We start from the raw sequence: 19,372 nt of genomic DNA, 5'->3' as shown, positions 1-19,372 counted from the left end.
ATAGTAAATTTCTATTATTAAAATACCTTGTTTATTACACAAAAAATAAACTTTAATGTATAAAACTACCATTTCTAAATTCAAGCCACCATTAGCAACAATTTTTCTCATTCCACCTACAGTTACTCTATGTTTTATAGCTTTTTTTAGTGTCAATGCTCCCTTAGGAGATCAATGGGATTTAGTTAGCCTGTTTGAAAAAGTTTTAACAGGAAAAGCAGATTTTGAAGATTTTTTTGCTCAACACAACGAACATAGAACATTTTTTCCAAAGCTTATATTTGTTGGTTTGGCTTTAATATCAAACTGGAACATTAAATATGAATTATATTTTAGCGTATTTTTAGTAGGCATGACATTTTTACTGCTATATAAACTTTCCCTACTAGAAGGCAGAAATAATTTTAGCAATTCAAAACACTTAACAAATTTCTTAACCTGTATTTTATTGTTCTCCATAATCCAGTACGAAAACTGGTTATGGGGTTATCAATTACTATGGTTCTTAATTAATGCTTGTTTGGCAGTAGCTGTTTTAATTATTGCTTCATCTAATAATTTTCCTAAAAGGCTTTATTTAGCAGCAATACCTTGTTTTATAGCTAGCTTCTCTGCAGCGCATGGATTGCTAACTTGGCTAGCTGTAATGCCATCAATAGCTTCTATTAAGGGTAGTTATAGGCAAAAAACAATAAGAATCACAGTCTGGATTTTACTTTTAATCGGAACTTTTACTATTTATTTTATAGGTTATCAAAAACCAAGTTACCACCCCGATACGCTTCTTTTTCTGAAACACCCACTTGGTACTTTATACTACTTTTTTACTCTTCTGGGAGCGCCTATTGTATATCATGCTAATATTCCCCTTATTGTAAAAACTTTAGGGGCTATACTTTTCTCAACTTTTTTCTTACTAATATTTTATTTTGTAAAGTATAAATCAAAATTTAATTTTAGTTTAGAGATAGCACCTTGGGTATCAATAGGCTTATTTGCCATACTTTTCGCTCTTATAACCACATTAGGTCGTTTAGGTTATGGAGAATCTATGTCGTCAAGATATACAACTTGCTCAATATTATTAGTTGTTGCTGTTGCTCATCTTTGGCGGCTATCTTTTTCAAGAAATGTCTTTATTACTAGTATTTTCATAGGGTTTATTTTCATGAATTCTATTAACCGGATTCCCCCGACAATAGCTCTTCACCAACAAAGACTTGCTGGTGAAACTTGCTTAGAGTTAATAAAATTCATAAATAATTTAGAACATAGCTGTTTAGAAAAAACTATTCTTCCACCACCTCTTACTAGTCAGCTAAGAAAGCTATCAGGAATTCTGGAGGAAATAGGTTTTAGAAAGTTTCCGAAAGATGTATCCTTTATTACTGAGCCAGCCAAGAACTATGGTCACTTAGACTCTCCCCCTACAGAAGGAACCCTCATTACTGTTAGCAGAAATGGAACTTTGGATGTAGCAGGCTGGGCTAGCTTACCAGACAGTCAGGAAATTCCAAATATAGTATTGTTTTCCTATGGCGATCGTAAATCATTTTTTGCCGATGCGCTTGTAAACCCAAATAGTCCGATCGTTGACACAACTCCTAACTCGATTCAATTTAATAAAGTAGAATGGTCAGCTAATATTTCATTCGAGTCGTTACCACCTGGAGAAACCGTAATACAAGCTTGGGTATACGAGCCTGTAGGTAAGCAGTTTATCAAATTAGATGGTGAAATTAAAGTAAATGTAGTGGAGTAAAGTGGCTATATATCCCCTAGCATAAAAAATGCAAAAAACTACTTTTAAGAAAATTCAATACCCCCTATTTTTTTTAATCTTGACACTCGTATCATTATACCTTTTTCTAATTTTTATACCAATACCAAATAGTCTAGGAACAGATTTAGAGCTATCTTGGCAATATGCAATTAGCCGTGCAGCAGTAGACAAACTTATTTTTGGAAAAGATATTATATTCACATATGGTCCGTTAGGGTACTTAGTTCATGGAGCAGCGTTAGAGCAAAATTTTATTACAGTCACAAAATTTCGTTTTATTGTATATTTCATTTTGTTTGTAGCGGTATCTTTAAAAATAGCAAAGCTAAAAACGAAACTACAGAAATTAGCAATATTTTCAAGCTGGTTATTACTTGTTTCGATTAATATATCTGTAACTTATCAAAATATATCAACAGACTACCAGATTCTATTTATATTTTTAATCATTTTATCTATAGTTGATAACTTACCTATCAAATTAACGAGATGCTGCGCTGTAAGTTTAGGAGCTTTTGCTGGTTTCTGTCTATTAACCAAGTTCACTCTTGGAATTGCTACTGCTGGTTCTCTATGTTTATTATTCCTGGGAAACTTTTTTGATTCTATTAAGAAAAACTCAAATTACCTGATTAATCTCTTTGCATTACTTGATTCATTATTAGCTGCCATATCCGTATCATTTATATTATTGTCCCCGGATTTCTATATATCAAACCTCTATAAAATACTAGTTTGTCTTGTTGTCTCTGGTACTAGTGGATTACTAGCTTGGTTTAATCAGCTAAAGCTAGATCGTAAGGTTGTTCTTAAAGCGGGTGAGAAAATTACTAGTAGCAGGAATTTAATCAGTAAATCTCGTATTAGAACTGCCAGTTGGTACGTCTTTTATATAATTTATTGTTCTTGTCTTGTCGTAACAATTTTTTCCTCTTATCCTTCATTAATAGACTATTTAAAGCATTCTTTAGATGTAGCATCTAGCTATTCCAGCGCAATGAGCCTTGTTGGTTCCAAGCGAGAGTTGATTCTTGCAGTGTCAGAAATAGCTTTGATATCTATTCTTTTAGTTTTAGTAGCAAAACAGGGAAGCCTCGGTTTTACTTTAGCTTTATTTCTATGTTTGTTTTTAGCTTTTAAACATGGTTTTGTCCGTCATAGTGTCAATCATGTCGTTATTTTTAGTTGGTGTACGCTAATTGTAGTTTCATTATGTCTACCAAAAGTCAGAGGAGTTCGCATTGAAAAATTTTCTTATTTACTGTATTTTTATGTGTTAGTTATAGCTTTTATATTTTGGATACCACTAGGAACTAGCAGCCCTCGTTCTGTTACTCCAGACATGGCGATTAAAAATTTGACATACTTATTTAACCCAAGTTCTTTGCACTCTAGTATACAAGCAAATAGTAACAATAATTTAGCTGTTGAAAAATTACCTACTAGCATGACAAGCATAGTAGAAAATAAAAAAGTTGATATTGTTCCTTGGGAAATATCATTAGTAGCAGCAAACAACCTAAACTGGAAGCCGCGACCAATATTTCAATCTTACTCAGCTTATACAACTACTCTTGATAACCTCAACTTTAAAAGTTTATCAGCAGAACCGAGAGACTATATCTTCTATGATTTTTCTGCCATAGATGGTAGACATCCTTTCTTTGATGAACCGAGAACTTTTGCTTATATTTTTTGTAACTATAAGTTAAATTCTTATCTCCCTAAGTCTAGCCAACAAAATAAATTTTCTTATCCAACAAACTTATTACTTTTAGAAAAACTGTCTTCAAGTGGATGTTCTCCAAGTGTTTCAACAAGTAAAACGTCAACTATACGTTGGAATAATTCTCAGCATATAGAAGCAAGCGATCGCTCTATAATTCTTGCAAAAGTTAAATTTACGTATTCTCTCTTTGGGAAAATCTATAAAAGCTTGTTTAGAAGTCCACCTGTAACTATGCAAGTAACTTATGCAGATGGTAGCAAACGAGACTACAGAATTATTCCTGAGAATTCAGACAACGGTGTTATAGTTAGTCACCTACCTAAAGATGACAATGAAGCGTTGTCTTTCTTTCACAGACAATTACCTGCTCAAGTCCAGTCATTTAAATTCCATGCAACCAATTCTCTCTTATACTCACCAACTATAGAAATAAATTTCTTATCATTTGATATCTGATTCCTCTTTTGTTGCTTTGGCAGGATTAAAATAAGAAAAGGAGTGTTAGAAACTAGGCTGTGGCTGTGGATGAGCGTAGAGAGCCAGTGTCAACGGTAGCGTTTCTCGAAAAATATTGCCAAACGTACCGAATTGAAATCACTGGTATGCTCTCAGTACGGTGAATAGATTTTTCAAGCTTCTCATTAGTAATAAATTCTTCTGCGCCAACTAGTACAGCTGCCGCTACGTGTAGGGCATCCATTGCTCCTAATCCCGATTCACTCACTTCTCGATATGCATTTTGAATTATTTGGTCGATATTTTCAGCCCAGTAAGAAACTGCATCAAAATATGCCTTGTAAAACCTAACTTCGCTATTACGACTGTTGTAAATTGCTTTAGGCAGTACCTCTAACTTCAGGAAGATGCTAGATGCGAAGTCACGATTGGGATCTCTAAGAATTGCTAAGGCTCTTTGGGCAATAGCTCCCTCGCCCCGTGCGGCAGCAATTAGCACGCCTGAATCAAGAAATGTGCAAGTCACTCAACGTCTTCCTGATATCCGCCTCTACGCTCGGCTTTCTCACGCTCAACTCCTTCCCAATCCAGCAAAGGTTCGCCAGACGCAACGATTTCCTCACGAATCTGTTGTAACCTTTCACCCAGCGTTGACTTAGACTTCGGTTCGGCTGCTTGCCTGCTTGTAGTGGCTTTCTTTAATTCTAAAAACTCTACAAAATCAATCACTTCTTGTTGCCGCTCTGGAGGTAGCAATCGCCATTTTTCTAGTAACAATTGTTCGGTATTCATACGCCTTACTACTACCGCTCTGAGCGCGATCGCTTTCTCTCGTAGTGTACACCGCTAGTTGAGACTATGTGCGATCGCTCTATTGCTATACACAATATTAGAGCTGGCTTTACTAAAGCTACTTGGCTACTTTTCGTTGTCCAGCAGGAATTACATATTCAAAACCAGGACAATTTCTCACAATTCCATCGCCGCTAGGATTCATTTTCTGGGGATTTGCCAGGTATTGCTGCTGGCAGTTTTTTCTTACGCGCAACGCAAGACTTGCTAAGGCTCGATTATTGACAGCATCGACTGTGTTGTATTCGTGAAGCTTGCCAGCAAAGAATGCTAGAGTCCCCCACACCAGTAGTGCAGCAATTGGAATCGCATAGGCAAGTTTAACCGAATTTATGGCAATTCTCTTCGCTGCCTGGGTCAAGAGCAGCACTTGCTTTTGTTCTTGAATCAGGTTAGAAGTTGCATCGACCAGACCAGTTGAGATCGTGTGTCATTACTACCAAGATGTTCCACAACATATGAACGAACCTCCTTACATACAGCATCGGCATCCCAGGCGGCTCGACAAGCGTAAATGTTGCAAACGGTATGGGCTATTGTGTCCCACCTGTTCTGCCCTTTGCAGCGCCATTCTTGCGCTCCACCGGACTCACTCGTGCTGGGACATAATTAAAGGCTGCTTTGCGTGCTTCCGAACGAGCAAAGTGCTTTCCCAACTGTTGCTGGAACCTCTTGAGTGTTTCACTCCATTGCGAGAGTGCTTCTAACGCAACACCTGTTAAGAATACGTTGGATGTATCTAGCATTGCTCAACCATATTTACTGATAAATCTAGTTGAGCCTAAATACAACTGTAATACTGAACGCGAAAACCCTTCCCATCTTTGCGCCTTTGCGTGACATTAATCCGGCAACTTATACTGCCCCACAATTCGCTTAGCAAACTCCGGTACATGCGCTTCCAACTTCTCTAAATAATTCCGCTTCACGTACAGATAATTCCGCGTAAAGTGAGAATCAATCGAGAATCGTGCATATTCCAACCCTTTCGGACCAATTCTTTCAATGACTACACCCATTAACTTCGCCGCCCACATGGGCAGAGTCACTGCTTTATCGTAAGCAGGTATACTCTGTTGTACTGCTTGATGGCGATCGCCCTGCGAAATAACAGGTTGTAGCTCTAATTTATCTTGCACCAAATCCAGCATTTCGCGACCGCGATCGTTGCGGACAACAATCCACTGCCAACCGAAGGTAGCACCCATGTAACCGACAACCAAATCGGCAAGGGAATTGACATAATCAAAGCAACTCATGCAAGAAGGTGCAAATACATCCTTGAGTTGGTTTGTCTTTAAACCAAAGAAAGGTACTGTTTCCACCGAACCATCTTCATGCTTGAAGTGAACGCGGAAATCTTGCATGAATTCGTAGTGTACTACTGTATCGGGCGATTTACTAGTCGTTTCTAAGAATTTTTGCAATCCCGCACGGGTAACGTTATCCACGCAAGGAGTTCCTAAAACGTAAAGCTTTTCTAAGCCAAGTTGTTTTTCTACTGCCCGCAATGCTTGAATTTGACAACCGACACCAATTACTAACAGCCGTTTCATGCCTGACTGTTCTATTTGTTCTAGCACCGATAGGTTAGGCGACAGCGTAGGTTTATTTACCCGTGCGGCTAAAATTTCCTCTGGGGTACGGGCAATAATTGGCATCGGTTGAAAGCGGTCTTCTTTGGTATTCTGGACGCAGACTACGCCTTCGACAATGCCGCGATTTAGCATTTCGATCGCAATGGTACTAACAATACCCGTCCATTGCGCCCCGGGAATCGGTTCTTTTTTCCGCGCCGCTGTCATCGATTGATGCACGCCGAAGTAAAGTTCGTCTGGATTGTCTAAATTACGGCTGCGATCGTGCGTTTGAGTTTCTAGTTGGTCAAATTGCTGGTTTAGGAATGCACAGGCTTCCTTGACATAGTGGATGTAATATGTATCGCACAGACCGCACTCGCTACAAAGTTCTTTGGCTGGGCGGCGGCTTCCTGATTTGAGGGCTTTGGCTTTCTTGTGATTGGGATGAACGGCGGTCATAAGTCAGAAAACTTGGTTTTTTATACCTGTTCACACAATACCGCTTTCAGCCAAAATATTTTAGTATGTGGTGACAAAAGGTAGAATTTGCACCTTTTAGCTCGTAGTTTCCTCAGTTTCCTGAGAATTGTCCCCAAAGCATAATAACCGAATTGCAAGCACGGCAAAACCCACAGCCGCGATCGCCTTGACGAATTTTACAGGTAGCAACTGAGCTGCACCCGCACCTGCTAACACTCCCAGCAAACTTGTCAATATCAAAGCGCTAGCCGTGCCAAAAAAGACAGCACGTGGAGATTTACAACCGCCACTGAGGGCGATCGCTGCTAGTTGGCTTTTGTCTCCCAATTCTGAGAGAAATACAGTTACAAAAGTGATTCCTAGTAGTTTCCAGTCCATGAAGTTGAGGGGTGAGTGAGGAGAATTCGGAATTCGGAATTCGGAATTCGGAATTCATTGTGACTTGTGACTTGGAATTGCTTCCTCAGATGCCTCTATATCGCCTTTAAAAGGGGAATTTCTTTATTATTCCCCCCTTAAAAAGGGGGCTAGGGGGGATTTCTACGAGAGTAAAATATCACATACTAAGGCGATCGCAATCAGTAGTAAACTCGTACCCGCGGCAATTTCTAACTTTCGAGGTGATAGGTGTTTTGCTAACCACTGTCCCAAGAGTACGCCTAGTAAACTGGTCGTAATTAACGCTGCGGCTGCACCTACGAAGACAATCCAGGGTGATTGAGACTCTGCACTCATCAAGAGCGTGGAAAGTTGGGTCTTATCGCCGCATTCTGCCAAAAATATGGTGAAAAATGTCGAGGCGTATATTGCCCACCAAGACTGCTGTGTTTTCTTTGGCTGTTGTTTTTGCTGTTGTGGAGGGCAATCGCTAACACTGACAACAGGCTGGCTGCTGTGTGTTTCCAAAACCTGTTTCTCCAGTGCTGTTATTTGGTCAGATAAGCTAGATCGCTGAGGGGGTGCAGATTCCAGTTTCACAGGCAGTTCAGCTCAATACGCGACATTTTTCATATTCCTTTCATTTTCTGCCAAATTATGACAAAAGGCAACCCCGTTATCAGTTGTCAGCGACCAGTGACCAGTTAACCAACAACCAACAACCAACAACTAACAACTACTACCAATCGCCAACTTCCCTACTAAATCGCACCATTTCCAAGCTGCGATCGCCATAAACGCCGGAAATCTGTTGCTCGCAGCACTCGATCGCAAAATCGTTGACTTCTTCCGGCTCGATGCCGTACATATCTAAGAATATTTCTGGCTCGACTCGGCAAAAGCGAGGGCGGTTGGAATAGATTTTGCATTCTCGCTTTAGACGATCGTAGTTAATACACCAACCACCTTCACCTACCATGCTGAGATAGAGTGATAACTCTTCTGGTGTCAAATACTCTGCTATGTCTGGGCGTTCTTCTGGGTCGAGATGACAGCAAGCGCCACACTGCTTTACACATTTCCAAGTTGCCATTTCCAAGTCGCCATAATATTCAGATTGGGTGACGATCGCGTTCCCGCTACTCAAGCTTAGCGATTTTAGTTACCCCATCACTAAAATGAGAGCAGCAAGAGTTTATTTGTGGTTTGTTATAGATTTGTTAAGTTAATTAAATCCGGTAATTCTCCTCTAGGTAAAATAAGGTGCGGATTTTTATGTAAGAAATCGACGTTAAATAGACAAGCTGGGAGGAGAGATAAATCTTATGTCTGGAATTTTTGATGCGATCGGTAGTTTTCAGTGGGAAACTCTGTTTCAACTAGTAAGCGTTGCCCTGATCATGCTAGCTGGTCCAGCAGTTATTTTTGTCCTTGCCTTTCGCAACGGCGATCTCTAAAACTCATACGATATACCATCAATGGATAAGGGAGGGAGTAGCTTTGAGCTATTTTCCCTCTTTTGGTTTATTTGGATGAAAAGAAAAGTTACAAAAATTAATTCGGTGGTAACTCTAAGGGAACTGTCCCCAAAATTCCTTTGCGAAAATCTATCAGTATCTGTCTTGCCGTGCGTTCCAAGTCACCGCGATCGCGTTTTGCCGATAACTCATAGACAAATTCTTCTCCTGTCATGCCCAACGAATCGATTTTGTAGCGAGATAGGGGATTGTCAGGCATGAGTTCGGGAGCAGTTGCCATTAAATCTTGCAGCAAATCGATAAAGATAACAGCCACTTGGTAAGAATCGTAGGCAGCATCACCAATATCATCGCAGATAGCTAACTTAATTGCTGCTGCTTGGTCTTCTAACTTAGTCGGAATTACCCCGGGTGCATCTAACAATTCGACGCGATCGGAAATTCTGACCCAGCGCAACTGGCGCGTTACCCCAGGACGAGCCTCGCTGACGACAATCCGCCGCTTCAACAGCCGATTGATCAGCGCTGACTTACCTACATTAGGAAATCCAATCGCCGCTGCCCGCACGGGACGGGCTAACAAGCCGCGATTTTTGCGGCGTTGATTAATCTCATCACCTGCTCTTTGCGCTACCTGCAATACTTGTCCTACACCGTTACCATCTTTAGCATTGGTAAAGTAAACTGTTTCTCCCCGTGTCTTAAACCACTGCTGCCACAACTGCCGCACCGCAGGGGGAATTGCATCGACGCGGTTGAGGATTAATACTCGTGTTTTATTGCCTACCCACTCTGGCACGCGCGGATGGTGGGTCGCTAGTGGAATCCGTGCGTCCCGTACCTCCAATACCACATCCACCAACTTCAGCTGCTCGGCAAGCGCCTTTTCAGCCTTAGCAATGTGACCTGGATACCATTGGATTTCGTTTGTCATCGATCATTGGTTGACGGTTAACGGTTGACAGTAAACGCTCCGCTACACTGCGTGAAGACGGTTGACGGTAAGAGAGTGGTGAGTAGTGCGTGTTTTAATTCCGAATTCCGAATTCCGAATTCCGAATTCCAAATTCTCCCTTGTCCCCCTTGTCCCCCTCACTCCTCGCTCTCTGCTCCCTCATTAAGGTACAACTAAAACCGGACAGGGAGATAGATTGATCACGCGGTTGGTGACGCTTTCGGTGACTCCTTCTTCTGTTAACCCGAGTCCTCGGCAACCCATGACAATTAAGTTTGCACTAACTTCGTCGGCTACATCACAGATAACAAATGCAGGCTTGCCCTGCCGCTCAAATGCCTCTGTTTGAATGCCTTGCTGTTTGAAGACGGACTGGGCATCTTCGAGAAGTCGGGCTACGACATCAGGCGATTCCATGCCCTCGTCAGCCTCTTCCGATCCTTCTACTACCGATAGCAGTATTAGACGGCTACCATACTTTTGCACGATTTCAACCACGACTCCTACGGCTTCTTGTGTTTCGCGGCTGCGATCGATCGGAAACAGAACAGTCTTAAACATTTGTGGTAACTCCGATACCCATGCTTCGGTAAAATGTGGACGGCGCTAAATGATGGACTAGACCAAAAAGGCAATTAGGAGGTTGACGCTGTGTCCAAAAAAACTCTAGCAAATTTATCCTCGTCAGATTTATCTGGGAAGCGGGCGTTAGTACGGGTAGATTTTAACGTACCGCTAGACGACCAAGGCAATATCACCGATGATACCCGCATTCGTGCTGCACTGCCGACAATTCAAGATTTAATTAAAAAGGGTGCTAAAGTCATCCTGGCTAGTCACTTTGGTCGTCCCAAAGGTGTAGATGATAAATTGCGTCTGACTCCCGTTGCTAAGCGCCTTTCCGAATTACTCGGTCAAGAGGTTATTAAGTGCGACGATTGTATCGGTGATGAGGTTGCTGGCAAAGTTGCAGGAATGCAAAACGGTCAGGTGTTGCTACTGGAAAACGTTCGCTTCTATCCCGAAGAAGAGAAGAATAATCCAGAATTTGCTCAAAAGTTAGCTGCAAATGCGGACTTGTACGTAAATGATGCTTTTGGTACGGCTCACCGCGCCCATGCTTCAACTGAGGGCGTAACTCACTACCTCAGCCCTTCGGTAGCAGGTTATTTGATTGAAAAAGAACTTCAGTATCTCCAAAGCGCGATCGAAAATCCTCAGCGTCCCCTAGCGGCAATTATTGGTGGCTCGAAAGTCTCCAGTAAGATTGGCGTAATCGAAACGCTGTTGGACAAGTGCGATAAGCTGCTGTTGGGTGGTGGGATGATTTTCACCTTCTACAAAGCACGGGGTTTGAATGTTGGTAAGTCGCTGGTGGAAGAAGACAAGCTAGAACTGGCTAAATCTTTGGAAGCTAAGGCAAAAGAACGTGGTGTCGATCTATTGTTACCTACAGATGTGGTGGTAGCAGATAAATTTGCTGCTGATGCCAACGCTCAGACCGTCAGTGTGGATAATATTCCATCTGATGGTATGGGTTTGGATATTGGTCCAGATTCGGTCAAGACGTTCCAAGCAGCACTGGCTGAGTGCAAGTCGGTGATTTGGAATGGTCCGATGGGTGTATTTGAGTTTGACAAGTTTGCTGTAGGTACAGAAGCGATCGCTCGTACTCTTGCCGATCTCACCAAGCAAGGCGTAACTTCCATCATCGGTGGTGGTGACTCTGTAGCAGCGGTGGAGAAAGTCGGTGTAGCTGAGCAAATGAGCCATATTTCAACTGGTGGCGGCGCTAGCTTGGAGTTACTTGAAGGTAAGGAACTACCCGGTATTGCTGCTTTGGATGATGCCTGATTCGGAGACTGAGAGGAAATCCGCAGTTGAAGAAGCGGGATTTCGATCCCCCCTAACCCCCCTTAAAAAGGGGGGAAATTAAAGTACGGGCGGGTTTGCTAGCAAATGTATTTGTTACTTGACATATTTGCTGTAAAACAAACCCGCTCCTACTTGATTTATCTTGGACATTTGTTTTATATTTATTTATATCAAACGTTCGATTTAATATGGGGTCAAATTAATTATCCCGATGCCCAAGATTGTAGACCACGACCAATATCGTAAAGAACTGTTGCTCAAGAGTTTCGATCTATTTGCCGAAAGAGGCTACGGTTCGATCACCATGCGACAGTTAGCTCAAGGATTGGGCGTGTCTACAGGGACGCTTTATCATTACTTTCCCAGCAAACAAGCCTTATTTCTTCAGTTGGTAGAAGAACTAGACAGACAAGACTTGCTCAACTTCTTGGCTGAGGCGGGAAATCCACCCACCTTAACAGAGCGAATTGAAACTATGTTCAATTTTGTTGCTAAAAATGAAGATAATTTTTGCAAGCAAGTTTTACTTTGGGTGGAATTCTACCAGCAGGAAAAAGCTGAACTGACCAAAAATAATGCTTTTCACAGCTCTTGGGATAAGACTACGCAAGCGATCGCCGACTATTTGCAAGTACCAGATAAAGCGATCGCGGATTTTGTCCTGAACTATCTTTACGGTTTATTAATGCGAGGAATATTTGAAACTGAAACAATTTCCTATCCAGAACAAGCAACCTTACTCAGCAAAATTCTTGTAGCATACCTGAAATAATCAGTTATCAGTTATCAGTTATCAGTTATCAGGGAGCAATTACCAATTACCCATTACCAATTACCAACTACCAATGACCAATGAAATTTTAAAACCTTCAAATCGCTGGATAGCGGGGTTAATTCTGACGGCAACTGCTATAACAGGGGCAACTGGCTTTTATGTCGTTTCTCAATCTTCTCAGCCTTCTCCTCCTGTGGCGACAACTCCCCCAGTGACGCAAGTTACGGCTTTGGGACGACTGGAACCAGAAACAGAAGCAATTCGCTTATTTGCCCCATCTGCATTGGATGGCGATCGCGTAGACCAATTATTAGTTAAAGAAGGCGATCGCGTCAAAGCAGGACAAACTATTGCGATTTTAGATTCTCGCGATCGCTTGCAAAATGCTTTGGCACAAGTACGCGAACAAGTCAGAGTTGCCCAAGCTAAGTTAGCACAGGTGAGAGCAGGGGCAAAAACAGGAGAAATTAAGGCGCAAGAAGCGACTATTACCCGGATACAAGCAGAAATTGCTGGAGAAACGTCAACTCAAAATGCTACTATTGCTCGCTATCAAGCAGAAGTTAACAACGCCCTAGCAGAGTATAATCGTTTTTTACAATTATATCGTCAAGGTGCAATCTCTGCATCGAACATAGATAGCAGGCGATTAACCCTAGAAACCGCTCAAGCACAATTAAAGGAAGCGCTTTCGGGGAAAAACCGCACGGTGGAAACTTTACAGGCTCAACTACAAGAAGCCAAAGCTACCCTGAATCGGATTGCCGAGGTACGTCCGGTAGATGTGGATGCAGCCCAAACAGAAGTGGATACTGCGATCGCCGCTGTGAAAACATCGGAAACGCAGCTACAAGAAGCCTATATTCGCGCCCCTATGTCTGGGCAAATTCTCAAGATTCGCACGCGAGAAGGAGAAAAAATTAGTGATTCGGGCATTGTAGAAATGGGACAAACGGCTCAAATGGTTGCTGTCGCTGAAGTTTATCAGACTGATATCGGTAAAGTTAAGTTGGGACAGCCAGCCGTCATTACCAGTCAAGCAATTTCAGGACAGTTAAGCGGTAAGGTTTCCCAAATCGGTTTACAAGTCGATCGACAGAATGTCTTCAGCAACCAACCTGGAGAAAATCTAGATCGGCGCATAGTAGAGGTGGAGATTCGCCTAACTCCAGAAGCTAGTCAACAGGTAGCTGGGTTGACAAATTTACAGGTAGAAACAGCAATTCAACTATAGATTTTATTTGTTTCAAAGCATAACGCATGTTCGGTATAAAAAACCGAGGAAAAGTCAAAAGTTAAAAGTTAAAAGTCAGAATCTATCTCTCGCCTCTCGCCTAATGACTGACAACTGACAACTGAAAAGGAGAAATTGAGATGGTGCAAGTTTTGTATTTAACACTTTGTATATTAGGCACTGCTTTAGCCTTCTCTGAAATTTTACCTTTTCTATTCGAGCAAGGATTCAACCCTCAAATCTTTGTACAACAGCTATTTGCTAACAAAATTTCAACCTTATTTGGTTGGGATGTCATTGTTGCAGAATTAGTTTTGTGGGTATTTATTTTATGGGAAGGTTCGCGGCTAGGTATGAAATATTTATGGGTTTATTTTGCTAGTAGTTTAATTGGTATTTCTACAGGTTTACCGTTATTTCTTCTCATGCGTCAAAGATATCTCATTCAGAATTCCCAATAAATTATCGGAATAAGTTTAATTGACTACGACAAAGGTAAGGACGGGTTTACCAAGAAAATCTGTTTTGAACTAAGCATATTGATAAATCCGTCCCTACAAGTAATGGATGTACGCCATCAATTACCAATTACCCATTCCCAATTACCATTATGAAATGGCTGAAAAAAATTCCCCTCGCATGGCATCAATTAATGAAAGAAAAGACGCGGTTGCTAGTGGCGATCGCGGGAATTAGTTTTGCTGATATGCTGATCTTTATTCAACTGGGATTCAACGATTCTCTTTACGACAGTGCGACACAGACACAAAGTTTGCTACAAGCAGATTTGGTGATGATTAATCGGCAATTTGAATCGCTGTCTACGCTGCAAAGTTTTTCAAGGGAAAGATTGTATCAAACATTGGCATACAATGGCGTGTCTTCTGTCAGTTCAATTTATATTGGGAGAGGAGAATGGAAAAATCCTACAACGAGGATTGACAGAACGATTTTAATTTGGGGTATCGATCCAAATGCACCTAGCTTTGCCGTACCAGAAATTCAACAAAATGCGAAGCGATTGCAACTTTTAAATACTGCTTTATTCGATCGCGCTTCACGTCCAGAATATGGGGCGATCGCAGAAACAGTGGAAAAGCAAGGTAGCGTGGAAATACAGTTAAATCAGCAAAATATTCGGACAATTGGATTATTTAGAATTGGTGCATCTTTTGCGGCTGATGGGAATGTAATAGTTAGCAATTCAACTTTTCTCAAATTACTAGCCGAGCGCAAATCGAATCAAATTGAAATTGGATTAATTCAACTCAAGCCAGGAACAAACTCAGAAACTGTCAAAGCACAATTAACAGCAAATTTGCCGAATGATGTCAGAGTCATGACACCACAAGAATTTGCAGAAGTAGAAAAATACTACTGGGAAAGCCAAGGTGCAATTGGATTTATCTTTGGGCTTGGTGTAGTTGTAGGAATTATTGTAGGCATTGTCATCGTGTACCAAATTCTTTACACCGATGTTGCCAATCACTTGCCAGAATACGCCACGCTTAAGGCAATGGGATATAGCGATCGCTATTTATTAAGCGTTTTGATTCAAGAATCAATAATATTAGCAATTTTGGGGTATATTCCTGGTTTTCTGATTTCTTTAGGACTATATCAAGTTGCAGCAGCAGCAATTTTAATGCCAATTGGAATGAAAGCGGAACGAGCAATCTTTGTATTAGCAATTACGTTTATTATGTGTAGTATTTCTGGGGCGATCGCCATGCAAAAATTGCGTTCTGCCGATCCTGCTGATGTTTTTTGATTGGGGTAATGGGTAATTGTTGGTTAGCAAGGGGAAATATAAGACATGGAGTATAAGATGAGAGTTGTTGAGTGGCTAGACCTGACTTTGAGAGTTTGGAAGTGTATAAGTTGGCTGAACGCTTAGCGAATACAATTTGGCAGATTGTTCAGCAATGGGATGGTTTTACTAAAGATACGATGGGAAAACAAATTGTCCGCGCTGCGGATAGTATTTGTGTCAATATTGCAGAAGGGCGCGGTCGTCATAATTTCAAAGATAATCAGAGGTTTATAAAGATAGCTAGAGGATCTTTGTATGCAACCATTAGTTAGTTACGCTTAGCATATACTCGAAACATTCTTAATACCGAACAATCAGCTAAACTTAAACCAATAATTGACGAATTAATTCCTAGATTGAACGCTATCTAAAATCTTTGGAAAATGGATAGCTTACAATTACCAATTACCCATTACCCATTACCCATTACCATGCAACCTGTCATTTCTATTCAAAACCTCAATCATTACTTCGGACAAGGCGAACTAAAAAAACAAGTTTTATTTGATATTAATTTGGAGATTATGCCTGGAGAAATTATTATTATGACTGGTCCTTCTGGCTCTGGGAAAACAACACTATTAACCTTAATGGGAGGGTTGCGATCGGCTCAAGAGGGTAGCTTAAAAATTTTAGAACAAGAAATTCGCGGGGCAAACAAACAACTATTAACTCGGTTGCGCTGCCAAATTGGATATATCTTTCAAGCACATAACTTGATGTCATTCTTAACTGCAAAACAAAATGTAAGAATGTCTTTAGAATTACACGATCGCTATCTTGCTGAAGATTTAAATGCTAAAGCTACAGCCATGCTAGAAAGCGTTGGCTTGGGAAATCGAGTCGATTATTATCCAGAAAACCTCTCAGGAGGACAAAAACAACGAGTCGCGATCGCCCGTGCGTTAGTCAGTCATCCTAAAATTGTTCTAGCAGACGAACCAACAGCCGCACTTGACAAACAATCTGGACGTGATGTGGTAGAGATTATGCAGCGTTTGGCAAAAGAACAGGGTTGCACCATCCTGCTTGTCACCCACGATAACCGCATTCTCGACATCGCCGATCGCATTGTTTACATGGAAGATGGTTATTTAGCCAATAATCCGAATTCAGCTGTCTTGGGTGAGTAGATATATATGGAGTCACTACCCAGGAGAATCAAAAGTGGATAATCTAGACGCTGCTAATATCTGCCAAACACCTAACGCTTGGGCAAATACTAAAACTTGGCAGGAGACTTGTAGCAAATTTAACGCAGACGCGCAAACCAGTCACAACGATTTGCTGATTCCATCGGCAATTGTAGTATTACCAATATTTATGCTCGTATCAATACTCGTGACTAGAAAGTTACGCCGACACTATCATCGTCAGCAGCAGAGAAATAGAGCATTTGCCCGTTTGCAAAAAGTTGCACTGCTAGAGCGGATGTTATCTATTAAGGTTAAGTAGTCAATGATATGTGTGATGAGCTTGATAAACTGACTAGACTCAGTAGCAAATACATAGTATAAATAAAGCATTTGAATTAATTAATTTATCAAAGTCAGGTGCGATCGCGTCTAAAGTTCGATATTTATACAACTCAATATTTCTACTAATAGCTTAGCCATGACCAGAAACAGCGAAGATGAAGATAAACATCTGTTTGAAATGGGTCTTGTCTACGGAGCTATTTTAGGATGTCTGGGTTTAATCGCGCTAATTATGTTCTCTGAACCAAGATTAATTATTGCATGTTTGATATTTCTAATTTGGATTCTAGTTTTCTCGTTAATTTAGAAATTTCTATTAGATATCAGTGACTAGTGGCTAGTAGTTAGTGGCTAGTTTCTCAATTTCTAGTCACCAGTCACTAGTCACCATCCACTCACAAATTACCAATTTCTTAGCAATCTTAAACCACTCAAAGTCACAATGACAGTCGATCCTTCATGACCAATTACACCAATTGGCATATTCATGTTGCCAGTAAAATTAGCAATGAGTAGTAACACAATAAAGCTGAGAGCAAAGGTAATATTTTGTTTGATAATTCTTTGCGATCGACGACCTAAATGAATTGCTACTACTAATTTTTCTAAACGATCCGCCATCAAAACCAGATCGGCGGTTTCTAAAGCAACATCGCTACCAGTCACACCCATAGCAATCCCTACCGATGCTTGAGCTAAGGCTGGTGCGTCGTTGATGCCATCTCCTACCATAGCTACAGTTTGATATTGGCTCTGAAGCTGACGAATAACTTTGACTTTATCTTCAGGTAATAATTCAGCATGAACGCGATCGATCCCCACAGATTGGGCAATGCGATCGGCTGTACGCTGATTGTCGCCTGTTAATACGATCGTTTCCTCAATTCCTAATTGTTTTAGCCGCTTAATGACTTCCACAGCCTTGGGACGTAGGGTGTCGGCTACAGCCACAATCCCAATGATTTCACTTTCTCGTGCTACCCAGATGACGGTTTTACCTTCGGCTTCGAGGTGTTGGGATAGTTCGGGAGTTGTAGGGGCGGGTTTTGACCAAAAATCGCCAGATGGAATTGTCAAGCTATCTGCTAAACTCGCCCGTACAGAGGAATCGGGAGTCGGTAGGGGCGCACTGCTGTGCGCCCTTACAGGGGAGTTATTAGTTAATTCCAAATTTTGAATTTTGAATTTTGAATTTTGAATTAAAAAATCAGCTTTTCCTACTAGGACTTGCTGGCTATAAACCTCCCCAATAATTCCTTGTCCTGGGTGAGAATATACACCAACAGCAGGAACGAATTCGATTTGTTTTTGTTGGGCAGCGGTGACGATCGCTTGTCCGATAGGATGTTCGGAATAGGCTTCTAAAGCAGCAGCAATTTGTAAAACTTCATCGACTGAATGCCCAGTGGTAGGGATAACTTCTGTGACTGCTAATTTGCCCGTGGTGAGAGTTCCAGTTTTATCAAATGCGATCGCTCGCACTTTTCCCATCATCTCTAACTGCGCCCCACTTTTAAATAAAATTCCCTGTCTTGCACCGTTAGCAATTCCCGATAGCAATGTCGGCATAATTGCTGCCATTAACGCGCAAGGAGAGGCAACAACGAGAAAAATTAAAGCGCGATAAATTGTTGTTTCCCAACTCCAACCCCAAATAAATGGGGGTAAAATTGCCAATAAAATCCCAGCAAGAACGATAACTTTGGCATAGCCGCGCTCAAAACGTTCGATAAACATTTGCGAGGGAGGCGCTTCTGTTTGGGCTTGTTTGACTAATTGAATGATGCGCTGAATTAGACTGCTTTCCGGCGGCTGATGCACTTGCAGAATTAAAGCACCGTTACCGTTCAAAGTTCCTGCAAAAACTTCATGCCCTACAGTCTTTTCTACTGGCAAAGACTCCCCCGTAATTGCTGCTTCGTTGAGGGTGCTGTAACCTTCTTGAATGATGCCATCGGTGGGAATGAGTTCCCCAGGTTTAACCAAAATGCGATCGCCAACTTGTAACCGCTCGACATCAACCAACTTTTCCTGTCCGCGATCCACTACCCTAGCTGTATCGCTACTCAGACTCATCAAACTGCGAATATCTCGTTCCGTACGCTGCATTGCATAGCCTTCCAGCGCCCCACTGATAGCAAAAATTAAAATTAGAACTGCCCCATCGACAATTAGGTAATATTCCCGCCGCCACACACCTAATCCCGCCGCCCCCAAAGCAGCGACAATCATCAATAAGTCTACATCCAACTCTTTTTCTTGCCACAGAGTTGTCAGCCCCTCCTTCGCGCTCTCATACCCGCCGATAACGTATGCTGCTGGTAGTAACAATAATCCCAGCCCGAGCCAACCTATTTGGAGCGCTATCCAGCCCAAAAGTACCAATACAGCACAGACAAAAGCAGCGATCGCATCTAGATGTTCTCGACTGAAAACTCGAAATAAAGTTTTCGATAAGGTTTTGAAACGGGTAATCGCGAAGTAAGTCATAGCAACCGCACATACA

20 protein-coding genes and 2 pseudogenes are annotated in these 19,372 nt (G+C 41.5%); 11 read left to right on the top strand and 11 right to left on the bottom strand.

Annotated features, from left to right (window positions below):
* Positions 1–55: 55 nt before the first annotated feature.
* Complete coding sequence (locus tag CHRO_RS05450; RefSeq protein WP_015153183.1) at positions 56–1,762, top strand: hypothetical protein; 1,707 nt, start codon at positions 56–58, stop codon at positions 1,760–1,762.
* 28 nt (positions 1,763–1,790) lie between these two features.
* A complete protein-coding gene (locus CHRO_RS05445; RefSeq protein ID WP_015153182.1) occupies positions 1,791–3,968 on the top strand; it encodes a hypothetical protein in 2,178 nt (725 codons plus the stop codon).
* A gap of 130 nt (positions 3,969–4,098) precedes the next feature.
* On the opposite strand, the pseudogene CHRO_RS05440 reads toward CHRO_RS05445, so the two are convergent.
* From CHRO_RS05440 to CHRO_RS05405, 8 genes and pseudogenes are all read right to left on the bottom strand, one after another.
* A pseudogene (locus tag CHRO_RS05440) lies at positions 4,099–4,494 on the bottom strand (type II toxin-antitoxin system VapC family toxin); the annotation flags it as partial.
* Positions 4,491–4,760 (bottom strand): DUF2281 domain-containing protein, encoded by a 270-nt coding sequence (locus tag CHRO_RS05435; RefSeq protein ID WP_015153180.1) that lies wholly within the window; start codon positions 4,758–4,760, stop codon positions 4,491–4,493. The gene CHRO_RS05435 and the pseudogene CHRO_RS05440, both read right to left, overlap by 4 nt.
* Positions 4,761–4,878: 118 nt before the next feature.
* The gene (locus CHRO_RS05430) at positions 4,879–5,190 is read right to left on the bottom strand and encodes a hypothetical protein (protein ID WP_015153179.1); all 312 of its coding nucleotides are present in this window, start codon (positions 5,188–5,190) and stop codon (positions 4,879–4,881) included.
* 163 nt (positions 5,191–5,353) lie between these two features.
* Positions 5,354–5,566: a hypothetical protein gene (locus CHRO_RS05425; protein ID WP_041462367.1), complete on the bottom strand. Its 213-nt coding sequence runs from the start codon at positions 5,564–5,566 to the stop codon at positions 5,354–5,356.
* A gap of 96 nt (positions 5,567–5,662) precedes the next feature.
* On the bottom strand, positions 5,663–6,859 hold the full coding sequence (locus CHRO_RS05420) for a Coenzyme F420 hydrogenase/dehydrogenase, beta subunit C-terminal domain (RefSeq protein WP_015153178.1): 1,197 nt from the start codon (positions 6,857–6,859) through the stop codon (positions 5,663–5,665).
* A 96-nt stretch (positions 6,860–6,955) separates the two neighbouring features.
* Positions 6,956–7,258 carry a TMEM165/GDT1 family protein gene (locus CHRO_RS05415; RefSeq protein ID WP_015153177.1) on the bottom strand — a complete coding sequence of 101 codons (303 nt, stop codon included), beginning with the start codon at positions 7,256–7,258 and terminating at the stop codon, positions 6,956–6,958.
* Positions 7,259–7,420: 162 nt separating this feature from the next.
* The gene (locus CHRO_RS05410; protein WP_015153176.1) at positions 7,421–7,858 is read right to left on the bottom strand and encodes a TMEM165/GDT1 family protein; all 438 of its coding nucleotides are present in this window, start codon (positions 7,856–7,858) and stop codon (positions 7,421–7,423) included.
* A 139-nt stretch (positions 7,859–7,997) separates the two neighbouring features.
* A complete protein-coding gene (locus tag CHRO_RS05405) occupies positions 7,998–8,351 on the bottom strand; it encodes a YkgJ family cysteine cluster protein (RefSeq protein ID WP_015153175.1) in 354 nt (117 codons plus the stop codon).
* Positions 8,352–8,592: 241 nt separating this feature from the next.
* On the opposite strand from CHRO_RS05405, the gene psb30 reads away from it, so the two are divergent.
* Positions 8,593–8,715 (top strand): photosystem II reaction center protein Ycf12/Psb30, encoded by a 123-nt coding sequence (psb30, locus tag CHRO_RS05400; protein ID WP_039717506.1) that lies wholly within the window; start codon positions 8,593–8,595, stop codon positions 8,713–8,715.
* 97 nt (positions 8,716–8,812) lie between these two features.
* On the opposite strand, the gene ylqF is transcribed toward psb30, so the two are convergent.
* Together ylqF and CHRO_RS05390 are read right to left on the bottom strand one after the other, a co-directional pair.
* Positions 8,813–9,670: a ribosome biogenesis GTPase YlqF gene (ylqF, locus tag CHRO_RS05395; RefSeq protein ID WP_015153173.1), complete on the bottom strand. Its 858-nt coding sequence runs from the start codon at positions 9,668–9,670 to the stop codon at positions 8,813–8,815.
* Between the two features lie 183 nt (positions 9,671–9,853).
* A complete protein-coding gene (locus CHRO_RS05390; RefSeq protein ID WP_015153172.1) occupies positions 9,854–10,252 on the bottom strand; it encodes a universal stress protein in 399 nt (132 codons plus the stop codon).
* A gap of 90 nt (positions 10,253–10,342) precedes the next feature.
* Here CHRO_RS05390 and CHRO_RS05385 point away from each other — a divergent pair, with 90 nt between their 5' ends.
* The 8 genes and pseudogenes from CHRO_RS05385 (at position 10,343) to CHRO_RS05350 (ending at position 16,843) form a co-directional block, all read left to right on the top strand.
* Entirely contained in the window at positions 10,343–11,545 is a 1,203-nt protein-coding gene (locus CHRO_RS05385; RefSeq protein WP_015153171.1) for a phosphoglycerate kinase, read from the top strand.
* A 232-nt stretch (positions 11,546–11,777) separates the two neighbouring features.
* Positions 11,778–12,338 carry a TetR/AcrR family transcriptional regulator gene (locus CHRO_RS05380; protein WP_015153170.1) on the top strand — a complete coding sequence of 187 codons (561 nt, stop codon included), beginning with the start codon at positions 11,778–11,780 and terminating at the stop codon, positions 12,336–12,338.
* Positions 12,339–12,411: 73 nt separating this feature from the next.
* A complete protein-coding gene (locus tag CHRO_RS05375; protein WP_015153169.1) occupies positions 12,412–13,575 on the top strand; it encodes an ABC exporter membrane fusion protein in 1,164 nt (387 codons plus the stop codon).
* Between the two features lie 140 nt (positions 13,576–13,715).
* On the top strand, positions 13,716–14,036 hold the full coding sequence (locus CHRO_RS05370) for a DUF2834 domain-containing protein (protein ID WP_015153168.1): 321 nt from the start codon (positions 13,716–13,718) through the stop codon (positions 14,034–14,036).
* A 149-nt stretch (positions 14,037–14,185) separates the two neighbouring features.
* Positions 14,186–15,346 carry an ABC transporter permease DevC gene (gene devC / locus CHRO_RS05365; RefSeq protein WP_015153167.1) on the top strand — a complete coding sequence of 387 codons (1,161 nt, stop codon included), beginning with the start codon at positions 14,186–14,188 and terminating at the stop codon, positions 15,344–15,346.
* Between the two features lie 71 nt (positions 15,347–15,417).
* Positions 15,418–15,759: pseudogene (locus tag CHRO_RS05360) on the top strand (four helix bundle protein).
* 12 nt (positions 15,760–15,771) lie between these two features.
* Positions 15,772–16,521 (top strand): DevA family ABC transporter ATP-binding protein, encoded by a 750-nt coding sequence (locus CHRO_RS05355; protein ID WP_015153166.1) that lies wholly within the window; start codon positions 15,772–15,774, stop codon positions 16,519–16,521.
* A gap of 34 nt (positions 16,522–16,555) precedes the next feature.
* Entirely contained in the window at positions 16,556–16,843 is a 288-nt protein-coding gene (locus CHRO_RS05350; protein WP_015153165.1) for a hypothetical protein, read from the top strand.
* A gap of 425 nt (positions 16,844–17,268) precedes the next feature.
* On the opposite strand, the gene CHRO_RS05345 is transcribed toward CHRO_RS05350, so the two are convergent.
* The gene (locus tag CHRO_RS05345) at positions 17,269–19,356 is read right to left on the bottom strand and encodes a heavy metal translocating P-type ATPase (RefSeq protein WP_015153163.1); all 2,088 of its coding nucleotides are present in this window, start codon (positions 19,354–19,356) and stop codon (positions 17,269–17,271) included.
* Positions 19,357–19,372: the final 16 nt, after the last annotated feature.

It is taken from the genome of Chroococcidiopsis thermalis PCC 7203 (genome assembly GCF_000317125.1).
GTDB classification, from domain to species: domain Bacteria; phylum Cyanobacteriota; class Cyanobacteriia; order Cyanobacteriales; family Chroococcidiopsidaceae; genus Chroococcidiopsis; species Chroococcidiopsis thermalis.
Note: the sequence above shows the minus strand (reverse complement) of the source record. Positions and strands in the feature narration are given on the sequence as shown.